The sequence below is a fragment of the Homoserinimonas sedimenticola genome, assembly GCF_026094475.1.
In the GTDB taxonomy this organism is placed as follows: Bacteria; Actinomycetota; Actinomycetes; order Actinomycetales; family Microbacteriaceae; genus Homoserinimonas; species Homoserinimonas sedimenticola.
In genome coordinates this window covers 534,302-552,627 of sequence record NZ_JAPELL010000001.1, presented here as the reverse complement: position 1 = coordinate 552,627, position 18,326 = coordinate 534,302, and the positions used below count along the sequence as shown (strand labels likewise).

General features: G+C 67.4%; 18 protein-coding genes and 1 tRNA gene. 17 read left to right on the top strand and 2 right to left on the bottom strand.

Annotation, left to right across the window (positions count from 1 at the left end):
- Positions 1–45: 45 nt before the first annotated feature.
- The 7 genes from OH146_RS02535 (at position 46) to OH146_RS02505 (ending at position 5,415) form a co-directional block, all read left to right on the top strand.
- Complete coding sequence (locus tag OH146_RS02535) at positions 46–1,314, top strand: glutamate-5-semialdehyde dehydrogenase (RefSeq protein ID WP_265157069.1); 1,269 nt, start codon at positions 46–48, stop codon at positions 1,312–1,314.
- A gap of 44 nt (positions 1,315–1,358) precedes the next feature.
- Positions 1,359–1,556 carry a hypothetical protein gene (locus OH146_RS02530; RefSeq protein WP_265157067.1) on the top strand — a complete coding sequence of 66 codons (198 nt, stop codon included), beginning with the start codon at positions 1,359–1,361 and terminating at the stop codon, positions 1,554–1,556.
- A 13-nt stretch (positions 1,557–1,569) separates the two neighbouring features.
- Positions 1,570–2,175, top strand: a complete 606-nt coding sequence (nadD, locus tag OH146_RS02525) for a nicotinate-nucleotide adenylyltransferase (protein ID WP_265157065.1) — start codon at positions 1,570–1,572, stop codon at positions 2,173–2,175.
- Positions 2,176–2,222: 47 nt separating this feature from the next.
- Positions 2,223–3,851, top strand: coding sequence for a hypothetical protein (locus OH146_RS02520; RefSeq protein ID WP_265157063.1), 1,629 nt, complete (start codon positions 2,223–2,225; stop codon positions 3,849–3,851).
- Between the two features lie 37 nt (positions 3,852–3,888).
- The gene (gene rsfS / locus OH146_RS02515) at positions 3,889–4,287 is read left to right on the top strand and encodes a ribosome silencing factor (RefSeq protein WP_265157061.1); all 399 of its coding nucleotides are present in this window, start codon (positions 3,889–3,891) and stop codon (positions 4,285–4,287) included.
- Positions 4,284–5,261 carry a hypothetical protein gene (locus OH146_RS02510; RefSeq protein WP_265157059.1) on the top strand — a complete coding sequence of 326 codons (978 nt, stop codon included), beginning with the start codon at positions 4,284–4,286 and terminating at the stop codon, positions 5,259–5,261. The genes rsfS and OH146_RS02510 overlap by 4 nt, the downstream gene beginning before the upstream one ends.
- Before the next feature lie 80 nt (positions 5,262–5,341).
- Positions 5,342–5,415 (top strand) — tRNA-Ala (locus tag OH146_RS02505).
- A gap of 108 nt (positions 5,416–5,523) precedes the next feature.
- Here the strand turns inward: OH146_RS02505 and OH146_RS02500 are convergent.
- Positions 5,524–6,375, bottom strand: a complete 852-nt coding sequence (locus OH146_RS02500) for an alpha/beta fold hydrolase (protein WP_265157057.1) — start codon at positions 6,373–6,375, stop codon at positions 5,524–5,526.
- A gap of 89 nt (positions 6,376–6,464) precedes the next feature.
- On the opposite strand from OH146_RS02500, the gene OH146_RS02495 reads away from it, so the two are divergent.
- The 10 genes from OH146_RS02495 (at position 6,465) to OH146_RS02450 (ending at position 17,110) form a co-directional block, all read left to right on the top strand.
- Positions 6,465–7,130 carry a protein-L-isoaspartate(D-aspartate) O-methyltransferase gene (locus OH146_RS02495; protein WP_265157055.1) on the top strand — a complete coding sequence of 222 codons (666 nt, stop codon included), beginning with the start codon at positions 6,465–6,467 and terminating at the stop codon, positions 7,128–7,130.
- 114 nt (positions 7,131–7,244) lie between these two features.
- Positions 7,245–8,150, top strand: a complete 906-nt coding sequence (locus OH146_RS02490; RefSeq protein ID WP_265157053.1) for a transporter substrate-binding domain-containing protein — start codon at positions 7,245–7,247, stop codon at positions 8,148–8,150.
- Between the two features lie 86 nt (positions 8,151–8,236).
- Positions 8,237–9,226 (top strand): amino acid ABC transporter permease, encoded by a 990-nt coding sequence (locus OH146_RS02485; protein ID WP_265157051.1) that lies wholly within the window; start codon positions 8,237–8,239, stop codon positions 9,224–9,226.
- On the top strand, positions 9,223–10,038 hold the full coding sequence (locus tag OH146_RS02480; protein ID WP_265157049.1) for an amino acid ABC transporter ATP-binding protein: 816 nt from the start codon (positions 9,223–9,225) through the stop codon (positions 10,036–10,038). Before OH146_RS02485 ends, OH146_RS02480 begins: the two co-directional genes overlap by 4 nt.
- Positions 10,035–11,171: a CapA family protein gene (locus OH146_RS02475; RefSeq protein WP_265157047.1), complete on the top strand. Its 1,137-nt coding sequence runs from the start codon at positions 10,035–10,037 to the stop codon at positions 11,169–11,171. Before OH146_RS02480 ends, OH146_RS02475 begins: the two co-directional genes overlap by 4 nt.
- A gap of 20 nt (positions 11,172–11,191) precedes the next feature.
- Positions 11,192–12,433 (top strand): CaiB/BaiF CoA transferase family protein, encoded by a 1,242-nt coding sequence (locus OH146_RS02470; protein ID WP_265157045.1) that lies wholly within the window; start codon positions 11,192–11,194, stop codon positions 12,431–12,433.
- Entirely contained in the window at positions 12,405–13,721 is a 1,317-nt protein-coding gene (locus tag OH146_RS02465; protein ID WP_265157043.1) for an MFS transporter, read from the top strand. The genes OH146_RS02470 and OH146_RS02465 overlap by 29 nt, the downstream gene beginning before the upstream one ends.
- A complete protein-coding gene (locus OH146_RS02460) occupies positions 13,714–14,907 on the top strand; it encodes a 2-hydroxyacyl-CoA dehydratase family protein (RefSeq protein WP_265157041.1) in 1,194 nt (397 codons plus the stop codon). Before OH146_RS02465 ends, OH146_RS02460 begins: the two co-directional genes overlap by 8 nt.
- Positions 14,904–16,181, top strand: coding sequence for a 2-hydroxyacyl-CoA dehydratase family protein (locus OH146_RS02455; RefSeq protein ID WP_265157039.1), 1,278 nt, complete (start codon positions 14,904–14,906; stop codon positions 16,179–16,181). Before OH146_RS02460 ends, OH146_RS02455 begins: the two co-directional genes overlap by 4 nt.
- Positions 16,178–17,110, top strand: coding sequence for a PaaX family transcriptional regulator (locus tag OH146_RS02450; protein WP_265157037.1), 933 nt, complete (start codon positions 16,178–16,180; stop codon positions 17,108–17,110). The genes OH146_RS02455 and OH146_RS02450 overlap by 4 nt, the downstream gene beginning before the upstream one ends.
- 6 nt (positions 17,111–17,116) lie before the next feature.
- Here the strand turns inward: OH146_RS02450 and OH146_RS13855 are convergent, their stop codons facing one another.
- On the bottom strand, positions 17,117–18,325 hold the full coding sequence (locus tag OH146_RS13855) for a cytochrome P450 (RefSeq protein ID WP_265157035.1): 1,209 nt from the start codon (positions 18,323–18,325) through the stop codon (positions 17,117–17,119).
- Position 18,326 lies beyond the last annotated feature (1 nt).

Genomic DNA, 18,326 nt, shown 5'->3' with positions numbered 1-18,326 from the left:
GGCGGATGCCGCACCCCGGGCGCGCCCGCTCGTTACACTGGGCGCATGCCTGAGTCCATTGTTGTCGCGCCCAGCCTGCAGGAGAAGCTGCTCGTCTCCCGCGAGGCATCGCGCTCCCTGGCCACCGCCACTGCCCAGCTCAAGAATGAGGCCCTCGAGGCGATCGCCTCGGCCGTCCTGGCCGGTGCGGAGCGCATCCTCGCCGCAAATGAACTTGATCTCGCGAACGGCCGGGAGAAGGGACTGAGCGTCGGGCTGCAGGATCGACTGCGCCTCGACGAGCAGCGCCTGCAGGGGCTCGCTGACGCCGTGCGCGACATCGTTGCGCTGACCGACCCCGTGGGGCAGGTGGTGCGCGGCTCGACGCTCCCGAACGGTCTCGCGCTCAGCCAGGTGCGTGTGCCCTTCGGCGTCGTCGGCGCCATCTACGAGGCGCGCCCCAACGTGACGATCGACATCGCCTCCCTCGCGCTCAAGAGCGGCAACGCTGTCGTGCTGCGCGGGGGCTCGGCGGCGCTGCACTCCAACACCGCTCTCGTCGAGCTCATTCAGGAGGCGGTCGCCTCGGTGGGGCTGCCCCGTGAACTCGTGCAGGGAATCGACGAGTTCGGCCGTGAGGGTGCGACGGAGCTCATGCGATCGCGGGGCCTCATCGACGTTCTCATCCCGCGCGGCAGCGCCGACCTCATCCAGACGGTCGTGCGGGAGTCGCAGGTCCCCGTGATCGAAACCGGTGCGGGCGTCGTGCACGTGTACCTGGACGAGTCCGCCGACGTCGACGACGCGGTCGCGATCGTGCACAACGCCAAGACCCACCGCCCGAGCGTGTGCAATGCAGCGGAGACGCTCCTCGTGCACGCGGGGGCCGCCGAGCGGCTCCTTCCCCCCGTGCTTGCCGCGCTGCGCGACAGCGGCGTCACCCTGCACGCGGATGAGCGGACAGCGGCGATCTTCGCCGATGTCGTGGCCGCGACGGAGGAGGATTGGGCGACCGAGTACATGAGTCTCGACCTCGCAGTGCGGGTCGTGGATGATCTCGATGGCGCGCTCGATCACATCCGGCGCTATTCGACGAACCACACGGAGTCGATCGTGACCCGCGACCTCGCGAGCAGCGAGCGATTCCTCGCCGAGGTCGACTCGGCTGTCGTGATGGTCAATGCGTCAACGCGGTTCACTGACGGTGGCGAGTTCGGTTTCGGCGCAGAGGTGGGCATTTCTACGCAGAAACTCCACGCTCGCGGCCCCATGGGTCTGCCCGAGCTCACGAGCACGAAGTGGATCGTCCGTGGCTCGGGCCAGGTGCGCGCCTAGTCCCGAGCGCACGGTAGATTAGAGACGCGTCGAACGGAGAACACATGTCATTGCTTGCAGCCCTGGCCGAAGAGGGCCACCACGACCTTGCGCCCATGATTATGGACCCGATCTGGTTCGCGGTCATCGCCGCTGCCTTCTTCATCGTCATCGGGCTCGTCACCTACAGCTTCCGCGACGTGGCGCACCGCAGCCACCGCAAGTCGACCAACGTGGGTCCCGGCGCCGGAACCCACGGCTAGCGCGGACCGGTCGGTGACCGCCCTCGATTTCGATTCCCGGCGCCCGCGCGTCGGGATCATGGGTGGCACCTTCGACCCGATCCATCACGGGCACCTCGTGGCAGCGAGTGAGGTGGCGCAGCATTACGGGCTGAGCGAGGTCATCTTCGTCCCAACCGGACAGCCCTACCAGAAGCCCGATGCCACGACGAGCGAGCATCGCTATCTCATGACCGTCATTGCGACGGCGTCGAACCCGTCCTTCACTGTCAGCCGCGTCGACATCGATCGCGACCGGCCCACCTACACGATCGACACGCTGCACGACATCCGTGCCCTCCGCCCGGAGGCCGAGCTCTTCTTCATCACGGGCGCGGATGCCGTGGCGCAGATGCTGGAGTGGAAGGACGCGCATGAGCTGTTCGCGTTGGCTCACTTCGTGGCGGTTTCTCGGCCAGGTCACACCTTGAGTGTTTCCGGTTTGCCGGAGCACGACGTAAGCTTGCTGGAAGTGCCTGCTCTGGCGATTTCCTCGACGGATTGTCGCAGCCGGGTGGGCCGGGGGTTCCCGGTCTGGTATTTGGTTCCCGACGGAGTTGTGCAGTACATCGCCAAGCACCATCTGTATCGGAGTGAGTAATGACAGCCTGGGGTGACCAGCCGCCGCTCTCGCGGAGGCAGGTCCGGATGAGTGAGCGCGGTCGTATGGCCGAAGCGGACGCCACCGAGGCCCAGGGTGACTCTCGTGTGAACGTCGACTCTCCCGCCGAGCCGGTGCCGTTCGACACATTTCCCCCCGGGCAGCAGGCGCAGTCTGCCACGGATGCTGCCGCCGGGCGTTTCGACGATGCGCTGGCGACAGGTACCCACGGCGCGATCCGGCCGGGTAGCCGCCGTGCTCAGCGACTCGCGGAGGCGAGCGCAGAGTCCTCGGCACCGAGCGAGCCTGCGTCGTTCCGTGTGCGCGACTTTCGGCCGCCAGTAGAGAATGAGGCCGACGAAGCCTCCAGTGTCCCCCAGCCTTCTCCCACTCCGGATGCCGCGGCTGCGGCAGGACGTCCCCTCACGCGCCGTGAGCTGCGCGCCCTCGAGGCGGCCCGCGCTCGCGAGGCTGAAGCCCAACAGGGTGGCGCAGAACCGATCAGTGCAGAACCGATCAGTGCAGAACCGATCAGTGCAGAACCGATCAGTGCAGAACCGATCAGTGCAGATCCGATCAGTGCAGAAGCAACCGGCGCAGGGCCGAGCAATCTAGAAGCGACAGGCGCAGAAGCGACTGCGGCAGAGCCGACTGATGCCGTGAGTTCGGGCTGGCAGCAGGGGTTCGACGTGTCGAGCGTTCCCGAGCAGCCTGAGCCCGCAGCATCCGCCTGGCAGCCTCCAACGGTGCCTCCGCCGCTCGTGGAGCCGCCGCGGGTGGATCTGGTCCCGCCCACCTATGTGCCCTCCGCGCTTGACCTGCCTGGTCGACCGATCGTTGAGAGCGAGCCGACACCTGAACCGCGGGATGAGACGCAGGACACGCCGGTAGGCCCTCCTGCCGCGCCGTCGCTGCACGACCTCGAGCCCCCGGTGGGAGCGCCTCTGGGCACTTCGCCGACGCAGATTCCGTCGCTCTCGGACTTTCCGCCTCCTCCGGCGCCGCCGCAGCCGCCCACACCGCCGGCGCCTCCCGACCAGCCGAATGAGTCGGCTGCGGCCAGCGAGACAGATACGGGGGCGAGCTTCGTGCCCCAGTATTCGCTCGCTCAGTACCCGCCGCCCACAATGCTTCCCGATTCTGTCGAGTCGGCTCGGGGGATCGACTTCGCTGCGCAGCAGCAGGCGCCACTGGGGCACTGGTCCACTCAGGAGGCGATCGACGACGCCAACCAGGGTGGGGCATCCGTCACCTCTCGCGATGTGTCTACTTCCAGCGGGCCGATCACTAGTAACGCGCTCGTGCTGCCGGCGATCCCCGAGGGGTCAGACCTTTCGGTGCCCTTCTCGACCTCGACGGGTGAGGTGCTCATCACGGGGTCGATCGCGCTCCCGCCCACCTTGGGCACGACGGGTGCGCACCCCGCACGCTACGACCATTCCGATCTTGACGCGATCATCGATGCGGTCGACCGCGACGATGTGGAGGGGGATTCGGCGCCCGTTCGCGCCATCCGCGCCGTCAGCACGCACACTTCGCCCCGCGACGTCATCTCGATGTCGCGCCAGTCTGGCGGCGCACACCGTCTGCCGATCGTGCTCGCGATCACGGCCGGTTCGATGATGGTGAGTGTCACCGTGCTCGTCGTCGTGGGATTCATCACGGACGCGTTCTAGACTCGACACACCATCTCCCCGCCGACTTTAGGAATTTGTGACCGCCAGCCAGCACGCCCTAGACCTGCTCACCATCGCCGCCACTGCTGCCGACGCGAAGCAGGCATCCGACCTCGTCGCGCTCGATGTCTCTGAGCCGCTGCCTTTCACCGATGTCTTCCTGCTCGCCTCCGGCCGCAATGAGCGCAACGTGCTCGCGATCGCGAGTGAGATCGAGGACCGACTCGTCGAGGCGGGATCCAAGCCGCTCCGCCGCGAGGGGCGCACCGAGGGGCGATGGGTGCTTCTCGATTTCGGGGACATTGTCGTGCATGTCTTCCACGAGGAGGAGCGCATCTACTACTCGCTCGAGCGGCTGTGGAAGGACTGTCCCGCGATTCCGCTCGTGCTGCCGGAGGTGGCCGGCGACGGCGCGGAGGCCGACCGGGGGGCATGACAGGCTGGGTGCCGCGCTGGAACCCGGGGCCGGATGCCGCCGCGGAGACCCTTCGCGGTATTCAAGAGTGGCTGCGCTCCCCAAGTCTGAGCACCCTGCTCGGTGAGTGGGGAATCGAGGCGCCCGGCGGCCTTTCCGAGGGTGCCCTGCTGGAATGGCTTGACCGCTTCTCCGCCGAACACTGGGACTTCCGTCGCGGCCGTGAGCGCAACCTTGCGGTCGATGCCGAGCTGACCTCCCGGCAGGAGGCGGCCGCGCTCAGGTGCGCCCCCGCGCTCGGACTTGCCGAGTCGTGGCCACTCGAGGCCAGCTACGATGCCGTCATCATGACGGGCGGGATGGTGCGCGCGGGGGTCGTCAAGCCGCGCTTCGTCCGCCGCCTGCTCGACGAGGGCATTGACGCCCGGCACGTCGTGTTCCTCGGCGCGCACCGCGAGTTCGCGGGTGACGAGTCGATACTTGCCGCCGAACTCGGCATCTCGGGGGCGGACGAGGTCGACGCCATGACGGCGGGGGTGGAGCGTGCCTTCGGGGTGCGGGAGTCGCGGCGGGTGAGCGCGGGCATGGGGTACGCGCGCACGACGAGCGTGCGCTGGCGGGACCACGAGCATCCGCGTTTCGAGGTGATCGCCGCTCCCTCGCGTGCAGCGACAACACGACGGGCGGACACTGCAGACACCTTCGAGCACTGGGCTTCGCGCTTCGGCGGGGAAGGAACGCAGTCGGCGGAGGGCAGGGCGCCGTCCGTTCTGGTGGTGACGACGCCGATCTACGTGCCCTATCAGGCTGCCGTCGCGGTGGAGGTGCTGGGGATCCGACACGGCATGCGAGTTGAGACGGTGGGAGTGGATGCTACGGCGAGCGATCTTGGCGAATTCACGCAGCGCTTCCTTCCGCAGCATCACCTGCAGGAGCTGCGGTCGGCCGTCCGCGGCATCCGGTCGCTTCACGAGCGTCTCCAGCACCTCGCTTAGCTGATCGAGCCGAACTCGATTTTGTGCTCGGCGGGAATGTAGTAATCTTGAGAAGTTGCTTCGCGAGGAGCGGCGAACACGGGTCCATGGCGCAGCCTGGTAGCGCACCTGCATGGCATGCAGGGGGTCAGGGGTTCAAATCCCCTTGGATCCACCGAATTTTTCTCAGCGACGGCCGCTGTCCCTCGACGTTCTGAGTGCTGCCGCTTCTAGGCGGAGCACCGTCCTCATTTCATGGACAGGACTATCCTCGGCATTAGGTTCAGTGCTCGAGTTCCTTCTCAAGGACCCGGTGGAACTCTTCGGGTCGCTCCATCATTACGTCGTGGCCCGTGTCGAGGTCGATGCGACGAAGGGCGGTACCGGCGCGTTCCACGAAGCCGGAGGCCAGAATCGAGGCCCTGTAGGGTGACCGCTTGCCCGTAATGAGCGTGAGGCGAGTGAGGTCGAGTGCTCCGAAGTCATCAATCGTGGGGCGCTCGATGACCCGTGACGCGTTGTCGTGACGCCAGACCCAGCCGCCATCGTGCGGCCGAAGGCTGCGTTCGCCCACGAAGCGGGCGAGCCATGTGGGCCACGCCTCGCGCGCGGGGCGCTGGGCGAACGCACTGACTCCTTCGTCGAGAGAGGGGTAGAAGGGCTTGCTGGTGGACGGCTCTGCCTGGGCGAGGCCCATCCCCGGGTCCAGCGGGACCGCGTCGACCGTGATGACACGTTCGATTCCTTCGACGCTGCCCGACACTGCCAGCAGCACGGAGAGCATCCCGCCGAGCGAGTGGCCGACGAGCACAAGCCGGTCAGCCTCGGCGAGGTGTGCGGCGACGGCCCGCACCTCATCCAGCCAGAGCTGTGCACGATATTCGTCGCGCCAGTCGCTGTCCCCATGGCCCGACAGGTCGATCGCCGCCCACTTGGGTGGTTCTGGCCCGAACAGGGCGAGCTGAGGCGCCCACCAGGTGGCATGCGCCCTTCCCCCGTGCACGAAGAGGAGCCGGGGCCCGTCGCCCGAGCCGCCCGTGCGATACGTGATGTGAGCGCGCCCGACAGCGAGCTGGTGGACGTCGGCGGTGTCGTAGACGGCGGGGTCGAACCAGGCCGGGGAGTGTGTAGGCATCTCGGCCAGTGTAGGACCCGCCTGTGCGGCGGCAGGGTGTTTGACTGCGAATGCTTGGCCAGATGAGGCCTGCGCCGCATCATGGGTCCATGAATGACCTCACGCTCGCACGGCAGACGATGCTGAACCACCACCTTCTTGACCGCGGGATCGAGGACGAGAGGGTGCTCGCCGCCATGGAGCGGGTTCCCCGAGAGGAATTCGTCGCGGAGCAGGCGAGGGACCATGCCTACGATGATCGGCCTCTCCCGATCGAGGAGGGCCAGACGATCTCGCAGCCCTACATCGTTGCGTTCATGGCGCAGGCAGCCGCCGTGCGCGAGGGTGATCGGGTGCTCGAGATCGGTGCCGGTTCGGGTTACGGCGCAGCCGTCCTCGGGCAGCTGGCGGCGCGGGTGGACACGATCGAGCGGATCGAGTCGCTTGCTGCTTCGGCGGCCAAGCGGATGTCGCGGCTCGACTACGACAACGTGCGCGTCCACGCGGCCGACGGCACCCGCGGTCTGCGCGAGTTGGCTCCGTTTGACGCCATCATTGTGACAGCGGCGGGGCCCGCTGTTCCTGACGCGCTGCGGGAGCAGCTTGCCATCGGGGGTCGACTGGTCATCCCGGTTGAGCGCCGCTACGGGCATCAGCAGCTCGTTCTCGTCACGCGGGAGGATGATGGCTCCTTCACGGAGCGCGACCTGCTCGGTGTCGCGTTCGTCCCGCTCGTGGGCGAGCATGGCTATAGGGGAGCGACACGCTCGGAATAGGCAACACTTTGCTTGACGCTCGTACACTTCACCGATACTCTTTCCGGTAATGAGCCGCCGTCCATGCCGCGGGAAACCTCTCGCGGCACCGGCTGAATCCGATGGAGTATTCACATGCGCGCATCCCGTCCCATGGCTTTGCTTGCCCTCAGCGTGACCGGTCTTCTCCTTGCCGGTTGTGCCACATCAAACGACGAGCCCGAAGAGTCGGCGGGAGCCGGCGACAGCTCAGCCGCCCCTCTCTACGATGAGCTTCCCCAGTGGGTGAAGGACGAGGGCTCTCTCACCTTCGGAGGCGACAGTCACCCGCCCTATCGCACCGTCGAAGCCGACGGATCGATCACGGGAATCGACCCCGAGTTCCAGGAGATGCTGGAGAGCCAGCTCGGCGTCGAGATCGAGATCGAGGTGGCCGCGGGGCTCCCCGCAATTCTCACCGGAATGCTCTCCGGTCGCTACGACGCCTTCAATGGGCCCGTACGCACGACGGAGGAGCGCGAAGCCGAGTTCGACGCGATCGTGTGGCTGACGACGCGCACTTCCTATGTCTTCCTAGAGGACCGCGCAAGCGACTTCGAGTCGGCCGAGGACCTCTGCGGCATCAGCATCGCGGGTGTCACCGGCTCTGTCACGGAGACGCAGGTCGAGGCACTCAACGAATGGTGCACCGCGGAGGGCAAGGAAGCGAACACCTTCGTGGGCCTGGCCGACACGAATGCGACGATCCTGGCCGTGCAGTCGGAGCGGGCCGATGCTCTTGCCGTCACGGAGACGGCCGCGATCGACATCCTCGAGCAGACCCCCGACACCTTCGCATACCACACGCAGACCGACGAGCAGGGTGCCGGCGTCGACCAGCTCGCCATGTTCGCGCCCAAGAGCAACGAGCTCGGGCCCGTGCTATTCCAGGCGGTCGAGAATCTCTTCGAGAACGGTGAGTACGCGGAGTTCATGGAGCGGTGGGGCCTTTCCAACGTCGCGCTCGACGAGCCCCTCTACAACCCCGTCACGGGCGGCTGAGGCCTTCGCTTACGGTGGGCGTGGTCACTCGGCCACGCCCACCTGCCGTCGAGTACGTCCCCGTATTCCCATAACGCAGGAGAACCATGACCACCCCGAGTTCGACCTCCGCCGGTCTGACCGTCGACGTCGCGAACGCCCGACCCCGATTCCGCCCCTGGCGGGTTGTGGGCGGCACCATCATCGCGATCATCCTGTTGCAGGTCGTCGTCTTCCTCGTGACGAATGAGCGTCTGGAGTGGGATGTCGTCGCGCAGTACCTCTTCGATCCGACGGTGCTCTCAGGCCTTGCCATGACCATCTTCCTCACGATTGTCGGCATGGTCATCGGCTCGGTGCTCGGGACGGTCATCGCGGCGGGGCAGCTGAGCGACTTCGCCCCCGTGCGGTGGATCTGTCAGCTCTACGTCGGCATCTTCCGGGGAATCCCGCCGCTCGTGCAGCTGATCTTCTGGTTCAATCTCGCTTACCTTGTGCCGCGAATCACGATCGGTGTGCCCTTCGGTCCCGAGCTCTACTCGTGGTCGGCCAACGACCTCATCAGCCCGCTCACGGCCGCAATAATCGGGCTCAGCCTGCACGAGGGGGCGTACATGTCGGAGATCGTGCGTTCGGGCATCCTCGCGGTCGACCCGGGCCAGCGGGACGCCGCCAAAGCGATGGGCTTCAGCGGCCGCCAGACTTTCATGCGGGTGGTGCTCCCGCAGTCGATGCGCGTGATCATCCCGCCGACAGGCAGCCAGTTCATCGCCCTACTCAAGGGCACGTCTCTCGTTTCGGTCATTGCAATGGGCGACCTCCTGCACTCCGTGCAGGTCATCTACAACCGCACCTACCAGGTCGTGCCGCTGCTGCTTGTCGCCGTCGTCTGGTATCTCTTCGTCGTCACGCTCCTGACAATGGGGCAGCGTCGCATCGAACGCTACTTCGGGCGCGGCTACGACCGGGCGGCGACCACCGCGCCGAGGACCGGCTCGATTCGCACCATGCTGACGGGGGCAGTGCCGCTGCCCGAGCCAGCCGGAGGGCGCGGCGTCGGCCGCGGCCGACGCACCACGAAGGGGGATCGCCGATGAGCGCGTCGAACACCGAGTCCCGCACGGTTCTTGAGGCCCTCGGAGTCACGAAGCGCTTCGGAGAGACCCTCGCGCTCGACGGGGTCGATCTCAGCGTCAGCGAGGGCGACGTCGTCGCGATCCTTGGCCCCTCGGGCTCGGGCAAGTCGACGCTCGTGCGCTGTCTTCACCAGCTCGAGTCGATCGACGGCGGGGCGATGTACCTCGACGGGGAGCTTCTCGGTTTCGAGGAGCACCGTGGCGGCATCAGACCGCGCAGCGATCGCCAGATCGAGCGCCAGCGCAGACAGATGGGCATGGTGTTCCAGCAGTTCAACCTGTTTCCGCACTGGAGCGTGCTGCGCAACATCACGGAGGCACCTGTGAAGGTGCACGGCGTGCCGATGGCCGAGGCTCGCGCTCGCGCGCTCGAGTTGCTCGACCGGGTCGGACTCGCCGACAAGGCGGATGCTCACCCGCGACAGCTTTCCGGCGGGCAGCAGCAGCGGGTGGCGATCGCCCGCGCTGTCGCCCCCAATCCCCGCGTCATCCTCTTCGACGAGCCCACGAGCGCGCTCGACCCAGAGCTCGTGGACGAGGTTCTCGCGGTCATGAAGAGCCTCGCCTCGACGGGCATCACGATGGTCGTCGTCACGCATGAGATGGCTTTCGCCCGCGAAGTGGCCGACCGCTGCGTCTTCATGGCGGGGGGCCGGGTCATCGAGGAGGGCGCGTCGGCCGAGTTCTTCACGCAGCCACGCACGGAGAGGCTGAGATCCTTCCTCTCCCGCTATTCCGAAGGCCAGCGCGAGGGCGAGGAGGTGCAGGCGTGAAGCGGGCGATCAGCATCATGGCCGTCGGGGATCTCGTCCTCGACGAACCCGATCCGGACTTCTACTTCCAGCCGAGCGCGGCGACACTACAGGCGGCCGACCTGGCGATTGCGCAGATCGAGGTGCCGCACACGACCTCTACCGAGAGCGCGAGTGTGGATGTGCCGGCTCCGCCGGCCGACCCGGCGCATGTCGCGGCGGCGGCACGTGCCGGTGTCGCGGTCGCGACGCTCGCTGGAAACCACATCTACGACTGCGGACCGCAGGGGATCGCCGACACCATCCGCCTCTGCCGCGAGGCCGGAATGATCCCCACGGGAGCGGGGATGACGCTCGAGGAGGCGTGGGAGCCTGCCGTCGTCGAGCGCGGGGGACACCGCATTGGAGTGTTGGACGTCAACTGTGTGGGGCCGCGGGAGTCGTGGGCGACGTCGAAGAAGCCCGGTTCCGCCTACGTCAAGGTTGTGACCCACTACGAGCTCGAGAGTGCCAACCCGGGGGGCCCACCCACCATCTACAGCTTCTGTGATCCCACCTCCCTCAAGGGTTTCACGGATGCCATCGCCCGTCTCGCCGACGAGGTCGACGTCGTCATCGTGGCCCTCCACAAGGGCATCGGGCACATGCCAGCAGACGTCGCCGCGTACGAGTTCGAGATCGCTCGAGCCGCCGTGGACGCGGGCGCCCACGCCGTCATCGCACACCATGCGCACATCATGCGCGGCATCGAGGTCTACCGGGGGGCGCCGATCTTCCACGGGCTGGGCAACTTCGTGACCGTGACATCCGCGCTCTCAAGCGGCGACGAGAACTCCCCTGAACGCCAGGCCTGGGCGAAGCGGCGCAAGAAGCTCTTCGGCTTCAGCCCCGATCCGGCCATGCCGACCTATGCGTTCCATCCCGAGAGTCGCAATACCGCCATCGCCGTGCTGGAGGTGAGCGACACGGGAGCGGTCTCGGGGGCCTTCATCCCGTGCTGGATCGACGACGATGCACGCCCCGTGCCGCACGGAGACGACGAAACAGGGCGCCGAGTCGCCGACTACATCGAGAACATCACGCGCGAAATCGACCTCGACACCGAGTTCACCTGGGACGGACAGCTTGTGCGCGTCCGCTCGCCTCGCGCGTGATCCTGGAAGGACAGCATCGAATGAGCACCACCCGCCCCCTCGAGGGCAAGACCGTCATCGACCTCACAACCGCCTTGTCAGGCCCGTACGCGACACTCCTGCTTGCGGGGCTCGGCGCGCGCGTCATCAAGGTGGAGAACCCTGTGCGAGGCGGCGACAGCTCCCGCAACAACTCGCCCTACGTCACGCGCGAGGGACTCAGCGTGACGCGCACGAGCGAGGAGGACATGTCCGTCTCGATGATGCTGCGCGGGCGCAACAAACAGAGCATGACGCTAAACATGAAGCACCCGGAGAGTCACCAGGTCTTCCTCGACCTCGTCGCCAACGCGGACATCGTCGTCGAGAACTACAGCGCGGGGGTCACCAAGCGTCTCGGCATCGACTATGAGGCGGTGCGCCACCTCAACCCCGCACTCGTCTACACCTCGATCAGCGGCTTCGGTGCGCAGGGCACGGTCGGCACCGGCAAGGCTATGGACACGATCATCCAAGCTCTCAGCGGCGTCATGATGACGGCGGGCAAGCCGGATGACGGGCCAGTGCGGTTCGGCCTGCCGATCGGCGATCTCGTCGCACCGCTCTTCGCCGTCATCGGCACGCTTGGCGCGGTCGTGCAGGCGGAACGCACGGGGGAGGGGCAGCACGTCGACGTGTCGATGCTGGGGGCGCTCACCTCACTCGTCGCGTGTGAGCCCTTCGACGCCTTCGAGCAGATCGGCCTTCCCCTGCGCACGGGCGACTATGTGCCGCGTCTGGCCCCCTTCGGCACCTTTGCGACGAAGGACGGATGGTTCGCCCTCTGTGCGCCCACCGACGAGTTCGCCCGCGGGGTCATGACAGCACTGGGAACGCCGGAGCTTGCGGAGGATGAGCGTTTCGCCCGGCGTGACGGTCGTGTCGCCAACGCCGACGCCTTGCACGCGATGATCGCGCAGTGGGCGCAGCACCTGAGCACAGAGCAGGCGACCAGCAGGCTCGAGGCGGCGGGGGTGCCCGCGGCGCCCGTGAGAAGCACCGCAGACGCCGTGCGGGATCCGCTCGTGCAGGAGCGGGGCGAGGTGGTGCAACTGCGGCACCCCGCCTTCGGCACTCAGGAGGAGCTCTACGGCTCGGGGATGCCCATTCGCCTGTCCGCTGCTGAGACCACCCTCACCGAGCCCGCCCCGGCCCTCGGCGCACACACGGATACCGTGCTGCGGGAGTTGCTCGGCTACTCCGAGGAGCGCGTCCGTGAGCTCCGGCGTGCGGGGGCGCTGTGAGCATCGGGATGCGGCGCGCGGCATGATTCCCAGCGAAGGCACGCGGGAGCAGTCCTCACGCTCCCACGGTGGGGCGCTTGAGGCGTTTCGCGTCGCCAACTTCGCGCGGTACTTCGTGGGGCAGCTCGTCTCCAATACGGGCACGTGGTTTCAGAATCTCGCAATCTCGCTCATCGTCGTTCAGGTGACGGGCAGCGCGAGTGCGCTCGCCCTCGTCACGGTTGCGCAGTTCGGTCCGATCCTGCTGCTTGCGGGAGTTGCGGGTCGGCTGGCCGACACGGTGTCTCCGCGGAGCATCCTCGCCGCGACATCCGCTTGCTCGATCGTGGTCACGTGCGGGCTCGCCGTCGCCGTGGCGCAGGAGAGCCCCTCGCTGCCGTGGATCTATGGGCTCATCGTGCTCTCCGGATGCTTCCACGCCTTTGAGCGGGTCGCAGCGCAGGCGTTCATCTTCGAGCTGGTGGGGGCCGAGCTTCTTCGGAACGCGGTCGTGCTGAGCACCGTCTACATCTCCGCAGCCCGCTCGATCGGTCCCGGCCTCGCAGGGCTCGCGTTCCTCGCGGTCGGCCCCGCCGCCTGCCTGCTCATCAACGCCGCGACGTACCTCGCCGTGCTTGTCGCTGTGCTGCTCATCCGCCCGGGCGATCTGCATGCCCGGATCCGCCCCGAGGGCAGGGGACCGAGCGTGCGTGAGAACCTCCGCGCCATCCGCTCAAATCGCGCGCTCGTCGTGATCCTCGTCGTCAACGTCGTCGTCACACTCGCGGCCATGAACATGAACGTCGTACTCACCTCGACCGTGTCACTCGGTTTCGGCGGCGACGCGGGGGAGCTGGGCGCCGCACACGCGCTCAACGCTGTCGGGGCGGTCGTCGGCGGAGTGCTGCTCGCCCGCTATGCCCGCCTCGGAGCTTCGACCCTCGTTCCCGCGTGCCTGCTCTTCTCCGCGACGCTCGCCGTCAATGCGGCAGCACCGAGCCTGCTGCTGTTCCTGTTCGCGGCGCCCCTTCTCGGCATCGGGATCGGCGTCTACCAGGGCGTGCTGAGCGGGGCCGCCCAGGGGGAGTCGGAACCCCACGCGCTCGGGCGCACGATGTCGCTCGTCACGCTGGGGCAGCAGGGGGTGGCTCCGCTCGGTGCCCTGCTCGTGGGTGTCCTGATCGACGTGACCTCGGGACAGGCTGCGCTCGGTGTGGGTGCCGCCGTCACAGCCTGCTGTGGTCTCGCCGTGTATCTCGCGCTCGTGCGCGGGCGCGCCCGCACCCCTGAGAGGGAGAGCGGTGGCTGACGCGACCCATCACGACGACGACTCGACGACGACAGCAACGGAAGGCACCATGGCACCCATCACGGCGGCGGATGCGCTGCATGAGATCAGGGCCGCCGCCGAGCGCGACGCCGCCACACACGCGAGCGATTTTGTGATCGGCACGGTCGGCCAGGATGTGCCGCTCGAGTTGATCCATGCCGCGGGTGCCTGCGCCTTTCGGTTGCGGGGCAACCCGGAGTGGGACACAGCTCCGGCTGACCGCTACCTCGGACGCGGGCTCGACCCTGCGACACGCTCCTTGTTGGCAGGCATCCTCTCGGGAGCGTTCGGGCCGCTTGACGCGATTGTCGTCTCGAGCGACTGTGACGCATCCCAACGCCTGTACTACGTTCTGCGCGAGATGCGACGCGTCGATCCGGAGACCACAGTCCCTCCCGTGCACCTCGTCGACGTGCTCCACCTGCCGCGCGCGGCGAGCACCCGTTACACGGCCGCCAAGCTGCGCGAGTTCCTCGACGTGCTGGAGCGGTGGACAGGCACGCGTCCCGATGAGGCGGCGATCGAGCATGCCGTGGCCGAACAGGATGCGACGCGGGCGCTCCAGCGGGCGGCCATGCGGCTGCGCAGCGCGGTGCCCGCGAAGATGAGCGGATGCGACGCCCTCGCCGTTTTCGCGGCGGCCGACCGCATGCCCCGACCGCGTTACCACGAGTGCCTCGAGGCGCTCGTCGCCGGTGCCGCTGACTTGCCAGCACTCTCGGGTCGCCGCATCTTCCTCACGGGGAGTAACCACGATCACCACGGCGTCTACAGAGAGATCGAGGCGCGCGGCACGGTCATCGTCGGCGAAGATCACGACCACGGGGAGCTGCTCGCAGAGCGCGATGTGCGCTCCCCGGGCGCGCCCGCCGAGGTGCTTGAGGCGATCACCCTCCGCTACCAGCACAACGGGCCCACGGCCCAGCGGGCATCGATCGGAGCTCGCGCGGCGCACACGGCTGCGGGCATCCGCCGCACGTCAGCCGAGCTGCTCCTGTCGTATGTGCGCCTCATGGACGAAGCCCCCCTGTGGGACTTTGCGGCGCAGCGACGCGAATCCCCCGTGCCGGCAGGCGTCGTGGTCAGGCAACCCTACGGTCGCATCCACCGAGGGGATTTGGACCGGGCGCTGACCGCCCCCGAGGCGACAGGAGTCAACGAATGAATAAGCACCGTGCAGACCGCCTGACAGCGGCGGGGGATGCTCTCGCCTACCAGAAGCGCTGGTTCGCGGAGCTCCACGAGCATGTCGCGGCGGGCGGCCGCTTCGCCCTCGTGAATGCCGACACCCCGCACGAGATCCTCCGCGCCTTCGACATCCCCTACGTCGTCAACCAGTGGTGGTCCTCGATCGCAGCATCCCGGTCGGGTGCCCAGCGCTACCTCGATCTCGTCGCGCAGGAGGGGCTTCCTCGCGACTCGGAGCAGTACAACGCCATCGGGCTCGGCTCGGTCTTCGATCCGGAGCCTGCAACGGGGCCCTGGGGCGGCCTGCCCAAGCCCTTCCTCGTCATGAGCGACATCACGGGAGACGTCACCCGCAAGGTCTTCGACGTCTGGGGCGAGCAGGAGGGCATCACCTGCTTCGAGTTCGAGAACTCGGCCGAGGCGGAGATGGAGGCCGAGTGGTGGGATGACCTGCCGCACGACTGGGAGCGTCTCGCGGGAAGCGATCGCATCGACCTCCTCGTGGCCGAGATGCAGGAGCTCATCGCCTTCCTCGAAAAGGAGACGGGCACGGCCTTCGATCGCGACAAGTTGGCCCGCATCATGAAACTCGGCAACGAGCAGGCCGAGTGGAATCGGCGCACACGAGACCTACTCGCGCAGGCGCGGCCGTGCCCCGTGAGCGTCAACGACAGCATCTCCGCCGTCATGGTGCCGCAGTGGCATCGGGGCTCGGAATGGGGGCGGGATGCCGCGAAGCAGCTGTATCTCGAGGTCGAGTCGCGTATCGCCGCGGGCAGCGCGCTCGCGACGCCGGAGCGTGCTCGGCTGATGTGGGTGGGTCGGGGGTTGTGGTTCGACCTCGGCTTCTACCGCCACTTCGAGCAGGAGTACGGCGCCGTGTTCGTGTGGTCGATGTACCTCGCGATCGCAGCTGACGGCTACCTCCGCTACGGTGACGACCCGCTGCGCGCCCTCGCCGCACGCTTCGTCGGGTTCAGCGAGCATCTCTACGTCGCCCCTATGTCAGCCGAGTGGTATGTGCATCAGGCGAGGCAGCACGGCGTCGACGGGGTCGTGCACCTCGTGTCGGACGACCCTCGCGGCAACTGGGCGACGACCCGCGCTCTCGAGGCGGCGGGCATCCCCGTCATCGAGGTACACGCCGACAATGCGGACGAGAGTTCCTACGATGTCGAGGTTTTCCGTGGACGTGTGGCGACGTGGCTCACGGAATCAGTGCTTTCCTCCGCTAACGTGGAGCAGCCATGACCACGACGATCGGGGGCGAAACGAGCATGGACTTCCTGCCGCCGGGGCCCCACCTTCCGCGTTCGACGACGGGGCGCGAGCCCCAGTACCTGCTGGTGACGCTGCTCGGTGACTACTGGTCCGGAAGACGCGAGAAGATCCCCTCGTCCGCTCTCGTCGACCTATTGGCCGAGTTCGGCGTCACCGAGAGCAGCGCCAGGCAGGCGATGCGCCGTCTCACCAACCGACGGATGCTCGAGCAGGCCAAGTCGGGACGCACGACCTTCTACGGCATACCGGAGCACATGTCCGAGTCCACTGTCGCGCGGCGACGGCGGGTGCTGCGCTTCGGGCTCGAGTTCACCGACTGGGACGAGCACTGGACAGTCGTGTCGTTCTCGATCCCCGAGAAGGACCGCGATGTGCGCCGCTTGCTGCGAAACGGCCTGCGCGACCTCAAGTTCGGTCTGCTCAACGACGCCATCTGGGTCTCCCCGCACCACCGCGTCGAGCAGGCAACCGCGCTGCTGGAGGAGCTGGATGTCACGGATGCGAGCGTCATGCGTGCCCAGATCCTTGAGCGCCCAGGGAGGGAGCAATCCTTCATCGATGTCTTCGACCTGCGCGAGCTGGAACGCGAGTATCGCGATTTCATCGCGCGGCATGAGCCGATGGTCGAGAAGGTCATCGCGGGCCGCGTCGCACCGAGTGAGGCGCTTGTGTTGCGCACGGAGGTCATGAGCGAGTGGCTGCAGTTTCGGCAGGTGGACCCGACGCTGCCCTCGCAGCTCCTCCCCGAGGACTGGCCTCGCAGGCGGGCCCGCGAGGTCGCGTATCACATCTACGACGAGCTGGGCACGACGGCGGAGGGCCGCTTCCGGCAGATCATCGGCAACGTCGACCGCAGCCTCGCGTCGCTGGCCTCGCACCACACGTCGCGCGACGCCTGAAGCTCCTCAGCCCCTGCTGGTGGGGGTGACCCGGAGCGGCACTCCCTGCGCACCGACTTCGGGCATCCGCGTTGTCTCAATCTCGCCGGCGAGTTCAATGCTCCTCGTGCGCTTCAAGAGTTCCTCGAGGGCGATGCGCAGGCTGAGCCGCGCGAGCGACATCCCGACGCAGCGGTGGCGACCGCGGCCGAAACCCAGGTGCTGCATGATGTTGGGCCGGTCGAGCACGAACTCGTCGGGGTTCTCGAACATCCGCTCGTCGCGATTGGCCGACGCATAGACGAGCGTGACAGGCTCTCCCGGATTGATGGTGCGCCCGTGCAGCGTGACGGGCTCCGCGACGGTGCGGGCGAAGCCCCGGTAGGGGGTGTAGAGCCGGACGAACTCTTCGACCGCAGCCGGGAGGAGTTCCGGATGCTCGCGCAGCCGCTGCTGCAGCTCCGGGTCGCGCGCGAGGTGCACGCAGATGCCGCCGAGGAGAATGGGCGGCGCCACCATGCCGACGACGAGGGACTGCCGTAGGGCTCCCACGACGAGCTCTTCGTTCAGGGGTTCGCCCTCGTACTGCTCCGCGAGGAGGGAACTCGCTGGGTCCGTTTCGATCGGCCTCGGGCGCGCCTTGCGGTCCGCTACAAGCGCACGCGCCATGTCATACATCTCGTTGCTGCGTTCGGTGACGAGCTCGCCGTCCTGTCGCCGCCACGCGTCGACCCACTCGGATGCGACATCCGCGAGTCTGTAGACGTCGTCGTGGTCGAGGTTCAGCCACTCCGCCGCGGTGAATGCGGGGTAGACGGTGCCGAAGCCCTGGCAGATGTCGCTCGTGCCCGCCTCGATGAAGGGCGTGATCTCGCGGGCGGCGTGCTCGCGCAGCCGTTCCGCAATGCGCTCGAGTCGAGAGTGGTGCAGCGTGCGGTCGAGGGCACGCCGGAAGGGCGAGTGGGCGGGTGCGTCGAAGTTGAGCGGCGGTCGACGGATACCGCGGGGGTCGCTTGGCACGACCGCCCGCACCGAGGAGATATAGAGGTCGGAGTTCTTGGCCGCCGCCTCAACATCCTCGAAGCGGGTGAGGGCCCAAAAGCCCCCGTACTCCTTGGAATGTGCGACTGGTTGCTGATCCCGCAGGCGTTTGTACACCTCGTGCGGGCTATCGAACGTCTCGGGTGCCCGCGCGTCGAAGTCGTCGGGGATCTGGGACGCCTGCGCGATGCTCACG